The organism is Kosakonia sp. YIM B13588, from assembly GCF_042788165.1.
In the GTDB taxonomy this organism is placed as follows: domain Bacteria; phylum Pseudomonadota; class Gammaproteobacteria; order Enterobacterales; family Enterobacteriaceae; genus Kosakonia; species Kosakonia sacchari.
The window spans coordinates 193836-205072 of the sequence record NZ_JBHZPO010000004.1 but is presented as its reverse complement, the minus strand read 5'-3'; the positions used below and the strand labels follow the sequence as shown (position 1 = coordinate 205072).

Annotated in this window: 11 protein-coding genes; 4 read left to right on the top strand and 7 right to left on the bottom strand. The window is 51.2% G+C overall.

The window, feature by feature from the left end; all coding sequences use genetic code 11:
- The first annotated feature begins 136 nt into the window (after positions 1-136).
- On the top strand, positions 137-988 hold the full coding sequence (locus ACFX4U_RS10065; protein ID WP_313509815.1) for an AraC family transcriptional regulator: 852 nt from the start codon (positions 137-139) through the stop codon (positions 986-988).
- A gap of 111 nt (positions 989-1099) precedes the next feature.
- On the opposite strand, the gene ACFX4U_RS10060 is transcribed toward ACFX4U_RS10065, so the two are convergent.
- From ACFX4U_RS10060 to nudF, 7 genes are all read right to left on the bottom strand, one after another.
- On the bottom strand, positions 1100-1840 hold the full coding sequence (locus ACFX4U_RS10060) for an HNH endonuclease (protein WP_313509813.1): 741 nt from the start codon (positions 1838-1840) through the stop codon (positions 1100-1102).
- Positions 1830-3050, bottom strand: coding sequence for an AAA family ATPase (locus ACFX4U_RS10055; RefSeq protein WP_313509811.1), 1221 nt, complete (start codon positions 3048-3050; stop codon positions 1830-1832). Before ACFX4U_RS10055 ends, ACFX4U_RS10060 begins: the two co-directional genes overlap by 11 nt.
- A gap of 134 nt (positions 3051-3184) precedes the next feature.
- Complete coding sequence (gene parE / locus ACFX4U_RS10050; protein WP_017457459.1) at positions 3185-5077, bottom strand: DNA topoisomerase IV subunit B; 1893 nt, start codon at positions 5075-5077, stop codon at positions 3185-3187.
- Between the two features lie 41 nt (positions 5078-5118).
- Entirely contained in the window at positions 5119-5694 is a 576-nt protein-coding gene (yqiA, locus tag ACFX4U_RS10045) for an esterase YqiA (protein WP_020455283.1), read from the bottom strand.
- Positions 5694-6521, bottom strand: a complete 828-nt coding sequence (gene cpdA, locus ACFX4U_RS10040) for a 3',5'-cyclic-AMP phosphodiesterase (RefSeq protein ID WP_017457457.1) — start codon at positions 6519-6521, stop codon at positions 5694-5696. Before cpdA ends, yqiA begins: the two co-directional genes overlap by 1 nt.
- Positions 6522-6545: 24 nt before the next feature.
- The gene (locus ACFX4U_RS10035) at positions 6546-6968 is read right to left on the bottom strand and encodes a DUF1249 family protein (protein ID WP_017457456.1); all 423 of its coding nucleotides are present in this window, start codon (positions 6966-6968) and stop codon (positions 6546-6548) included.
- Positions 6965-7597 (bottom strand): ADP-ribose diphosphatase, encoded by a 633-nt coding sequence (gene nudF, locus ACFX4U_RS10030; RefSeq protein WP_313509809.1) that lies wholly within the window; start codon positions 7595-7597, stop codon positions 6965-6967. Before nudF ends, ACFX4U_RS10035 begins: the two co-directional genes overlap by 4 nt.
- 206 nt (positions 7598-7803) lie before the next feature.
- Here nudF and tolC point away from each other — a divergent pair, with 206 nt between their 5' ends.
- The 3 genes from tolC to ACFX4U_RS10015 all read left to right on the top strand — a co-directional run bounded on the left by tolC (position 7804) and on the right by ACFX4U_RS10015 (position 11211).
- On the top strand, positions 7804-9234 hold the full coding sequence (gene tolC / locus ACFX4U_RS10025; protein WP_017457454.1) for an outer membrane channel protein TolC: 1431 nt from the start codon (positions 7804-7806) through the stop codon (positions 9232-9234).
- A 142-nt stretch (positions 9235-9376) separates the two neighbouring features.
- Positions 9377-10045 carry a DUF1190 family protein gene (locus ACFX4U_RS10020; RefSeq protein WP_313509806.1) on the top strand — a complete coding sequence of 223 codons (669 nt, stop codon included), beginning with the start codon at positions 9377-9379 and terminating at the stop codon, positions 10043-10045.
- Between the two features lie 5 nt (positions 10046-10050).
- Positions 10051-11211, top strand: a complete 1161-nt coding sequence (locus tag ACFX4U_RS10015) for a glutathionylspermidine synthase family protein (RefSeq protein ID WP_313509803.1) — start codon at positions 10051-10053, stop codon at positions 11209-11211.
- The last annotated feature ends 26 nt before the right edge of the window (positions 11212-11237 follow it).

Genomic DNA, 11237 nt, shown 5'->3' with positions numbered 1-11237 from the left:
GGATAGTTAATGAACAACCGCCGGAAATGTTAGCTTTGTCACATCGGCACGCTTTGCCTGAACCCTCTGTTGAGAAAATTTAAAACCGTGGTTTATAAATGTATCTTGCGGGGTAAAAATTGAGATGGGTTGCACTATGACGACGCCATTACAGAACGAACGACTTGAGTTGATCACCTTAAACGATGCGGTGGTGTCGTTTAGCCGACTTTTCGCCAACACCGTGCGTTATCACCACTGGCACCAGTGTCTGGAGGTGCTGTACGTTGAAGAGGGTTTTGGCGTGGTTATGGTTGATAACCGCCAGTACACCATGCGGCCTGGTCGACTCTTTTTCTTTCCGCCTTTCACCATCCATAAAGTGATGGTGGATGAGCAAGCACAGGCCATTTATCGACGCACCATTATTCATGTTGATCACCACGCCGTGCTGCAAAACCTGCGCGCGTTCCCGCACAATCACCAGCGTTTGCAACTTCTCGCGTTACGCGGTGGCGCGGCGGTGGTGATGGATGTCGCGGCTATTCACCCGCATATCGACCACCTGTTTAGCAGCTACGCGAGGCTTGCCGAGAACCACAGTCTGAATGGCGAACAAGTCGCCTGTTTGTTGCTTAATCTGTTGAGTATGTTGCCGGAAGACAAGCAGAAATTGCCGGATGAACGCAACGGCATTGCTACCCCGGTGATGTTCTGGCTGGAGGAGAACTACCGGCAGAAATTCAGCCTTGCGCGGCTGGCGCAGGAGTTGGGCAAATCCCGCAGCTATGTCTCGCGCCGTTTCCATTTTGAGACCGGCGAACCTATTCACCAGTATCTGAACACTTTGCGCTTGCGCAAAGCGTGCGACTTGCTACTGCATAGTGCGCTGGCCATTCATCATATCGCCAGCGAAGTGGGCTTTTCAGATGTGACTTACTTTATCAGCGCGTTTAAGAAAGGCATTGGCGAAACGCCGCTGCAATACAGGAAAAACTCTTCGCGCTAAACCGCGCTGACTTTTACCGACTGTGTTTTTTACTAAGGTATGGTTCTGTCACGCCATCCGGGAAGCGAACTGGATACCGGCTTCACCACGATAAACTGGAGCAGGTAGGTATCAGGGTTGCCTGATTATTCTTCTCTTTAACACCATCATAAATTCAGCAACGTCTTCAGCTTCAGGTCGCCCAATAAATTCTGCAATACTCTGATCCAGCCGGTCAATCAACTCGCCCGTTCTGGGGCTAATATTGGCCAGTACTTCCATATTTTCAAGAAACGGGAAATCGAGTTTTTCATAGGTGTTTTTGCCGAGTGAGTTATCAACCCATTTATATTTTAAATAATGAAAATCAGCGCTGGAGATCTGAATATAATTTAAATGATTGGTGTAAACAAAATTGGCTGATTTTGGGTCAATAATAGTGTGAGAAATATTATTCTTATCGATGGCATGGCTTTTAGTTTGATTACAATCCACACATGCCATGGTCAGATTATCGAGGACAAACATCTGCGAAGGGTTTAATGTTTTTCCTCGTATATGCTCAATTTGCAAACTTCTCCCGTAACGGCCAACACTACGCTTGCAATAACAGCATCGCTTATTACTATGTTTTAGCAAGTCGGCAACCAGACGTTTCTTTAACTCTTTTAAACAGTTAATCTCCTGCGTCGTGAATATTTCTTTCTTTTGGACTTTGTTTTTTTGACGCCCAGAAAAAAAAGATTGTTCACGCTTAGGGAGAGAAAAACAAGTCCAAACCTCAGAAGGCTTCAGAGTATTACTGGCTAACAGCGCCTGCAATCTTATTATTATATCTTTCTCATCCTGAGTGATCGCTATATTATTCAACATAATCATCACCTCGACTCTCTCTATCGCTTACCACCCTATTAGCAATAGAGTCATTCCACTCTTTCATATTTTCAATTATATCAATAGCCTGTTTTATTAATCCCTCTTTCCCTCCAAGGCCTTGCACCTTTTCTTTTATTTTTTTCAGACTGGCAACCGCCTCATTAACCTGTGCAGAACTTGAATCGGGAGTCAAGCTTGTCACAGTTCTGGCAATTTCCTCCTCCACAAAAGTAGAGCGATAGGGCGAAGTATAAAAATAATCGAGAATGACTCGATCATAAGATTCTTTGGCAATTTCATGGGAATCTTTATAGATAATCGGTGATGTTTCATTTCCTTTATCCATTATAATAACTGCATCGGTTTTTTTCTGTCGCATAGCTTCTGATACCACAACCGGGGAGTGTGTTGCGATAATACAGTAGATACCTTTATTCCGGGAAAGAAGCTCTTCCAGATCGTTGTGAAAAGTCATTTGCCAGTGCAGATGATAACTGATTTCAGGTTCATCAATTAAGATGACACAATTATCTTCCGCATTGAGTGCGATCTTCAAACTGGTCAAAATCTTGGTTTGTTCACCGCTGCTCAACTCACCAAAATCGTACTGCCCATGTTGCATCTCTAGCAACACTTTAATATTTTTTGGCCTTAACGATAAGAAAGTATTCAAGAATTTTGATTGCTCTGGCTTTAAATCAGAAATAAAATGTTCACTGCCAAAAAGTGCTTCAACATTTTTCCCATCCTCAGCGGATATAATTTTATCAATGCTGGTTTTCTCTCTCCTGCGATCTAATACTTCAGTATACTTCTTACCTTGCTCTGTGATTGAAAGCTTGAATTTTAATTGCATATTTTTTTCAATTTTCTCAAGCTGTTCTTTCACAAGCGTTGGCGCAGTCAAATAGGTAGCTAACTGCCGGCCGATACTCGCATAAAAGATAGCGTTGTTGACGTTCCTCATACCAAGATAAATAATACGCTTATCTTTAAGACCTTGAAACCTGTCATAAACTGTATTGGCAACACACAATATTTTTGCGTCACCATGGTCTGCTGCTATTTTTTTTGCAATATCTCTTAATGCCCGGCTTTTCCCCGAACCATTATTACCGATGATATACGCAAAGCTATTTTGCTGGCTGCTGTTGGCTTGTTTAACATTATCTTTTAACTTGAGAATTAACTCATCCATATGGTTCATATTGCGTCCTTCATCGCTGCCCTATCGACTAACAAAAACCTTAAGATAATTCTTAGGTCATCGCAAGTCGCTGATAGCACCAAAACAAAAAAGGATGCATTAAGCATCCCTTTTTTGTTTTGCAACGGTGCTTATCAGGCTTCAATATCCGCCATGTCGCCTTTTTCTTGTAGCCAGTTGCGGCGATCTTCTGAACGCTTCTTCGCCAGCAACATATCCATCATTGCGTTGGTCTGCTGTTCGTCTTCGTCGCTGATCACCAGTTGCACAAGGCGGCGGGTATTCGGATCAAGCGTGGTTTCACGCAACTGCATCGGGTTCATTTCGCCCAGCCCTTTAAAGCGCTGCACGTTCGGTTTGCCCTTTTTGCGTTTTAACTGCTCCAGCACACCGGTTTTTTCCTCTTCCGTGAGCGCGTAATAAACCTCTTTGCCGAGGTCGATACGGTACAACGGCGGCAGCGCCACATGAACGTGGCCGTTTTTCACCAGCGCGCGGAAGTGCTTTACAAACAATGCGCAAAGCAGTGTGGCGATGTGCAAGCCATCGGAATCCGCATCCGCGAGAATACAGATCTTGCCGTAACGCAGTTGGCTCAGATCGTCGCTGTCTGGATCGATACCGATCGCCACCGAAATGTCGTGTACTTCTTGCGAGGCCAGCACTTCATCGGAAGAGACTTCCCAGGTGTTCAGGATCTTGCCTTTTAGCGGCATGATCGCCTGGTATTCACGATCGCGCGCCTGTTTCGCGGAGCCGCCCGCCGAGTCACCTTCCACGAGGAACAGTTCGGTGCGGCTCAGATCCTGCGCGGTACAATCCGCCAGCTTACCAGGCAACGCCGGGCCGCTGGTCAGCTTTTTGCGCACCACTTTTTTGGCGGCCCGCATACGCCGCTGGGCGCTGGAGATGGCCATCTCCGCCAGCAGTTCCGCCGTTTGAATATTCTGGTTCAGCCACAGGCTGAATGCGTCTTTCACCACGCCAGAAACAAACGCGGCGCACTGACGAGAAGATAATCGCTCTTTGGTCTGCCCGGCGAACTGCGGATCCTGCATCTTCACCGACAGCACATAAGCGCAGCGATCCCAGATATCTTCCGCTGAAAGCTTCACGCCGCGCGGCAGAATATTGCGGTATTCGCAGAATTCGCGCATTGCGTCCAGCAACCCCTGACGCAGGCCGTTAACGTGCGTGCCGCCTTGCATGGTGGGGATCAGGTTGACATAGCTTTCCGTCAGCAGCTCGCCGCCTTCCGGCAGCCACAGCAGGGCCCAATCTACCGCTTCCGTTTCAGCAGAGAAATTGCCGATAAACGGTTTCTCCGGCAGCGTCGGCAGGCCATTAACCGCTTCGCACAAATAATCGTTCAGGCCGTCCTGGTAGCACCAGCGCTGCTCGGCGTTGTTCACCTCATCTTTAAAGGTGATCTCAACCCCCGGGCAAAGAACGGCTTTGGCTTTCAGCAGATGCGTCAAACGGGAAACGGAAAAACGCGGGCTATCAAAGAAGGATTCATCCGGCCAGAAATGCACACTGGTGCCGGTATTGCGTTTACCGCAGGTGCCGATCACTTGCAGATCCTGCACTTTTTCACCGTTTTCAAACGCGATGCTATAGACCTGGCCGTCACGTTTGACAGTCACTTCCACGCGGCGGGACAAGGCGTTAACCACCGAGATGCCAACGCCGTGCAAACCACCAGAGAACTGGTAGTTTTTATTGGAGAATTTACCGCCGGCGTGCAGACGACAGAGGATCAGCTCAACGGCCGGAACACCCTCTTCCGGGTGGATATCCACCGGCATACCGCGCCCGTCATCGATAACTTCCAGCGACTGATCGGCGTGCAGGATCACGTCCACGCGCTTAGCGTGGCCCGCCAGCGCTTCATCGACGCTGTTATCAATAACTTCCTGGCCCAGGTGGTTAGGGCGCGTGGTATCGGTGTACATCCCCGGACGGCGGCGAACCGGCTCAAGCCCGGTGAGTACCTCTATGGCATCAGCGTTATAGGATTGCGTCATGGTTTGTTCGTAGATAGTGACCGCATCGTTTCCTTGATGGCTCAATGCAGCCCAAGGAAATCGATAATCTGTGTGAAATGATTCTCAAAGCCCACAAAGGCATGGTTTCCGCCCTCTTCCACTGTCTGACGGCAGGCATCGTAATATGCCACCGCCTGGCGGTAATCCAGCACTTCGTCCCCGGTTTGTTGTAGCAGCCAGATTAAATCCGGCGCTTCGAGCGGGTCAACTTGCATCACTTTGAGCTCGTAAATATGGCGAGACTCTAGCACATATTGCTGCCCTGTGTAGGGGTTCTCGTTATTGCCAAGATAATCTGCCAGCAATTCAAACGGTCGCACCGCCGGATTCACCACCACCGCAGGCAACATGAAACATTGCGAAAGCCAGGTGGCGTAATAGCCCCCGAGCGAAGAGCCGACGATACCAAGCTGTTTTCCGCCCTGCGCCAGCACCAGTGACTCCAGCAATTCTGCCGCCGCAGCGGGGTAAGGCGGCAGTTGCGGCACAATCACGTTGATCTCCGGGTGATGCTGCGCCAGCCATTGCGAAAGCAGCGTCGCCTTAGCGGAACGCGGCGAACTATTAAACCCGTGCAGATAAAGAAGCGTGGACATCAGTAACCTTCTGAAGCGGTATCCGGCCTGAACTGGGTGCTTTCCAGACGGCAAACTTCTGTGTGCAACGTTCCGTCCGGGTAGAGATCCAGCCAGCGCCAGCCGGGCGCGATGGTATCAAGCGTGAAGTTAGCGCAGTGCGGTTTAAACTGGACGCAGGTTGATGGCGTCGCCAGCAGACGGCGGCCGTTCCAGTCGAGATCCAGCTCCTGGTGAATATGCCCGCACAACAGATACCGCACCTGCGGAAAACGCTGTAATACGTTATCCAGCTCACCCGCGTTACGCAGGCTGTGTTGATCGAGCCAACTGCAGCCGGAAGGGAGTGGATGGTGATGGAGCAGCAATAAGGTGTGGCGCTGCGGGCTGTCGGTGAGTTTCTTCTCCAGCCAGTCGAGCTGGAACTCGCTCAATTCACCGTGTGGTACGCCAAAGACCTGGCTATCCAGCAGCAGAATTTGCCAGTGATCGCCGATAAAAACGCGTTTCGCCGGCGAGATCCCCGCATCCTGCAGCGCGCTGTACATGGCGGGCTGGAAATCGTGGTTACCAGGCAGCCAAACGCAAGGCGCGTCAAAGCTTGCGATACCATCAGCGAAAAGCTGATAAGCCGCAGCGGTATGGTCCTGTGCCAGGTCGCCGGTGGCGACAATAAGATCGCATTCACGCTGCTGAGAGCGGATAGCCTCCAGTACTGCCTGATAGCTTTCCCAGGTATTCACCCCTAACAACGTTTCATGCTTTTCGGCAAACAGGTGAGAATCAGTTATTTGTAATACCCTCACTCTGGGCTCACCCGCCAGAGAGAGGTTTAACAGGCTTTCCAAATGGTGTCCTTAGGTTTCACGACGCTAACAAACCGGAATCGCCATTGCTCCATGTGCTAAACAGTAACGCAGCCAATCGGCCAGAAACTGGTTAATTTGATGCTTTTCGTCGCGTTGATGCAACTTTTTATTCGGATAATCATAACGCGCTTTGAAACGAAAGATCTGCTGACTCGAACACACTTCAGCCACCATCGCGTCGTGATAAAGGCGCACCGTCATTGACGGCAAGCTCCAGTAACTAATCGATGGCGCGGTCTGCTCAATTTCCACAAGCGTGGTGTAGCGGGTGGACTCGACTATCGTTAACCGGTACTGCGCGTTGGTCACCTGATAGCTCACCGTTTCGCCCGCTACGTCATTACGCGGCAGCAAGCGGCGCAACTGGGCGAAATTGGTTTCGCACAGGCGCATCATTTCTGGGAAGTCAGGTGTATAACGCTTCATTTTTTCCACTCGTTTCGTAAGCTCCCATGATGCAGTTGCAGCCATTGCAGGGCAATGACAGACGCTGCGTTGTCGATTTTCCCCTCTTCTACCCACTGGTAAGCCTGTTCCCGGCTCACCACATGAACACGAATATCTTCGTTTTCATCCACCAGACCATGAATACCCGAGGCCTGCGTGGCATCCACTTCGCCCACCAACACGGCAGAACGCTCGCTGGTGCCGCCGGGGCTTGCCAAATAACTCAACATTCTTTTCACACGACCAACGTGCAGACCGGCCTCTTCGATGGCTTCGCGACGCACAACATCTTCATCGCTTTCGCCCTCTTCAATCATGCCGGCCACCATTTCGAGTAACCATGGGGTTTCGCTGGTATCAAACGCCGCAATGCGGATCTGTTCGATCAGCACAACTTCGTCGCGCACTGGGTCAAAGGGTAGCAAGACTGCGGCATGACCGCGTTCAAAAATTTCACGGCGAACTTCACCGCTCATTTCGCCATTGAATAAACGGTGGCGAAAGCGGTATAGATCGAGCGAAAAAAAACCGCTATAGAGTGTTTCCCGTGCAATAATTTCTACATCGTTTTTTGTGAAAGTCACTGCGGATGTTACTGGCTTACTCATGGGCGGCATCTCTTTTGAAATAATGACAAAACAGTAGATTTCAAGCCTGTATAGCTATCGTTTCAAGTGCTATGTGATAGATTGATGCATATTTACGCCGATGGCACGTTACGCCAAGCTTAAGCGGTGCCACTATCTGGTAGAATCGGCGATTATTTTTTCTAATTTAGACCAGCGCTAATACTGCTTCACAACAAGGAATGCAAATGAAGAAATTGCTCCCCCTCCTTATCGGCCTGAGCCTGACCGGCTTCAGCGCCATGAGCCAGGCAGAAAACCTGTTACAGGTTTATCAGCAGGCGCGTTTAAGCAACCCGGATCTGCGTAAATCCGCCGCTGACCGCGATGCTGCTTTTGAAAAGATTAACGAAGCGCGTAGCCCGTTACTGCCTCAGCTTGGTTTGGGTGCAGATTATGACTATTCCAATGGCTACCGTGACAGCAAAGGCGTCAATTCGAATGTCACCAGCGCATCCTTGCAGTTAACGCAAACCATTTTTGATATGTCGAAATGGCGCGCCCTGACGCTGCAGGAAAAAACCGCCGGTATTCAGGACGTCACCTGGCAGACCGATCAGCAAACGTTGATTTTGAATACGGCTACCGCCTATTTCAACGTACTGAGCGCCATTGATACGCTTTCCTACACCGAAGCACAGAAACAGTCGATCTACCGTCAGTTGGATCAAACAACCCAACGCTTTAACGTCGGCCTGGTCGCCATCACCGATGTGCAAAACGCCCGCTCGCAGTACGACACCGTACTGGCGAACGAAGTGACCGCGCGCAACAACCTCGACAATATGGTGGAAGCGCTGCGTCAGGTCACCGGTAATTACTACCCGCAACTGGCTTCGCTGAACGTCGACAACTTCAAGACCGATAAACCGCAAGCCGTTAATGCGCTGCTGAAGGAAGCGGAAAACCGTAACCTGACGCTGCTGCAGGCGCGTTTGAGCCAGGATCTGGCCCGCGAGCAAATTCGCCAGGCGCAAGATGGTCATTTGCCAACGCTCAATTTAACCGCCTCAACAGGTGTCTCTAACACCTCTTACAGCGGTTCAAAAAGCGCGCAAAACCCGGATGTTGACGCCGGCCAGAATAAAGTGGGTCTGAGCTTCTCCCTGCCGCTGTATCAGGGTGGCCAGGTAAGTTCGCAGGTGAAACAGGCGCAGTACAACTTTGTTGGCGCGAGCGAACAACTGGAAAGCGCGCACCGCAACGTGGTGCAGACCGTGCGTTCCTCTTTTAACAACGTGAACGCCTCTATCAGCAGCATCAACGCCTACAAACAGGCGGTGGTTTCTGCCCAGAGTTCTCTGGATGCGATGGAAGCGGGTTACTCCGTGGGTACGCGTACTATCGTCGATGTGCTGGACGCGACCACCACGTTGTATAACGCCAAGCAGCAGCTCTCCAGCGCGCGTTACAATTACCTGATCAACCAATTGAATATTAAATCCGCGCTGGGTTCGTTGAACGAGCAGGATCTGCTGGCGCTGAACAGTACGCTGGGTAAACCGGTCGATACCGCACCGGAAAGCGTCGCGCCTGAAAATGCACAGCAGGCAGCCAGCGTTGATAACTTCAACGGCAACGCACAACCTGCCGCAGCACGCACCAGCGTGAAACGTTAAGCAGTACTTTTCGACAACGGGGGCATCAAGCCCCCATTTTTACGTAAGGCAACGTAAAGGCCTCCCCTCCTTGCTTTAACTTCCCCCCCGCATCCTCTATCCTGACCGTTTACTTATACCTTTGGGGTCCAGGAATATTACAATGAAACGGACAAAAAACATCCAACACGCGACGTTCCGCAAAAACTGGAGCGCGCGCCATCTGACGCCTGTCGCGCTGGCGGTTACCGCCGTTTTTATGCTGGCGGGTTGTGAAAAAAATGACGAGACAGTTTCCCTGTATCAAAACGCGGATGATTGCTCATCGGCAAACCCGGGGAAAAGCGCGGAATGTACCACCGCGTATAACAACGCGCTGAAAGAAGCCGAGCGTACCGCACCGAAATATGCCACGCGTGAAGATTGCGTCGCCGAGTTCGGTGAAGGTCAGTGCCAGGCAGCACCGGTGCAGGCAGGCGTAGCGCCGGAAAACCAGGCACAGGCGCAGTCCAGCGGCAGCTTCTGGATGCCGCTAATGGCTGGTTACATGATGGGTCGGATGATGGGCGGCGGCGCGGGCTTTGCACAGCAGCCGTTATTCAGCTCGCGTAACCCGGCAAGCCCTGCTTATGGTCAGTACACCGATGCTTCCGGTAAAGGTTACGGTGCAGCGCAGCCTGGCCGTACCATGAACGTACCGAAAACGGCGATGGCGCCGAAACCGGCGACCACCACCACGGTAACGCGCGGCGGCTTTGGTGAGTCTGTGGCGAAGCAGAGCACCATGCAGCGTAGCGCCAGCGGTACAACCACCCGTTCAATGGGCGGCTAAGCGCCATGGAAAGAATCAGTATTACCGAGCGCCCGGACTGGCGCGAAAAAGCCACCGAGTACGGTTTCAATTTTCACACCATGTACGGCGAGCCCTACTGGTGTGAGGATGCCTATTACAAGCTGACGCTTGCGCAGGTCGAGAAGCTGGAAGACGTGACCGCAGAATTGCATCAGATGTGCCTGAAGGTGGTTGAGCAAGTCGTTGCCAGCGATGAGCTGATGGCGAAGTTTCGCATTCCTAAGCACACCTGGAGTTTTGTGCGCCAGTCATGGGCCACGCATCAGCCCTCTTTGTATTCGCGCCTCGATCTCGCCTGGGATGGCGTGGGCGAACCCAAGCTGCTGGAAAATAATGCTGATACGCCGACTTCGCTGTATGAAGCAGCGTTCTTCCAGTGGATTTGGCTGGAAGATCAGCTCAATGCCGGCAACCTGCCGCAAGGCAGCGATCAGTTTAATAGCCTGCAAGAGAAGCTGATTGAGCGCTTTGCCGAGTTGCGTGAGCAGCACGGTTTTCAGCTGCTGCATTTTACCTGCTGTCGCGATACGGTCGAAGATCGCGGTACAGTGCAGTATTTGCAGGATTGTGCGGCAGAAGCAGAGCTGGCGTCTGAATTCCTTTATATCGAAGATATCGGTCTCGGGGAAAAAGGCCAGTTCACGGATTTGCAAGACCAGGTGATTGGTAACCTGTTTAAGCTCTATCCGTGGGAATATATGCTGCGCGAAATGTTCTCTACCAAGCTGGAAGACGCAGGCGTACGCTGGCTGGAACCCGCCTGGAAAAGCATTATTTCCAACAAAGCACTGTTGCCGATGTTGTGGGAAATGTTCCCGGATCATCCGAACCTGTTGCCGGCTTATTTTGCCGAAGACGCGCACCCGGAGATGGAAAAATACGTTGTTAAACCCATTTTCTCCCGCGAAGGCGCCAATGTGTCGATCATTGAAAACGGCAAAACGGTCGAAGCCGTTGAAGGGCCGTACGGCGAAGAAGGCATGATCGTGCAGCAGTTCTGCCCGCTACCCAAATTCGGCGACAGCTATACGCTGATTGGCAGCTGGCTTATAAACGATCAACCCGCCGGGATCGGCATTCGCGAAGATCGCGCATTGATAACCCAGGATCTCTCCCGTTTCTATCCGCACGTCTTTGTGGAATAAGAGAAAACCCGGCCCGTTGAGCCGGG

Bases quoted from the DNA above. Each gene is read 5' to 3' on its own strand.
- ACFX4U_RS10020 (WP_313509806.1), top strand. From the start codon at position 9,377: ATGAAACGGACAAAAAACATCCAACACGCGACGTTCCGCAAAAACTGG.
- tolC (WP_017457454.1), top strand. From the start codon at position 7,804: ATGAAGAAATTGCTCCCCCTCCTTATCGGCCTGAGCCTGACCGGCTTC.
- parE (WP_017457459.1), bottom strand. From the start codon at position 5,077: ATGACGCAATCCTATAACGCTGATGCCATAGAGGTACTCACCGGGCTT.
- ACFX4U_RS10035 (WP_017457456.1), bottom strand. From the start codon at position 6,968: ATGAAGCGTTATACACCTGACTTCCCAGAAATGATGCGCCTGTGCGAA.
- ACFX4U_RS10060 (WP_313509813.1), bottom strand. From the start codon at position 1,840: ATGTTGAATAATATAGCGATCACTCAGGATGAGAAAGATATAATAATA.
- ACFX4U_RS10055 (WP_313509811.1), bottom strand. From the start codon at position 3,050: ATGAACCATATGGATGAGTTAATTCTCAAGTTAAAAGATAATGTTAAA.
- yqiA (WP_020455283.1), bottom strand. From the start codon at position 5,694: ATGTCCACGCTTCTTTATCTGCACGGGTTTAATAGTTCGCCGCGTTCC.
- ACFX4U_RS10015 (WP_313509803.1), top strand. From the start codon at position 10,051: ATGGAAAGAATCAGTATTACCGAGCGCCCGGACTGGCGCGAAAAAGCC.
- ACFX4U_RS10065 (WP_313509815.1), top strand. From the start codon at position 137: ATGACGACGCCATTACAGAACGAACGACTTGAGTTGATCACCTTAAAC.
- nudF (WP_313509809.1), bottom strand. From the start codon at position 7,597: ATGAGTAAGCCAGTAACATCCGCAGTGACTTTCACAAAAAACGATGTA.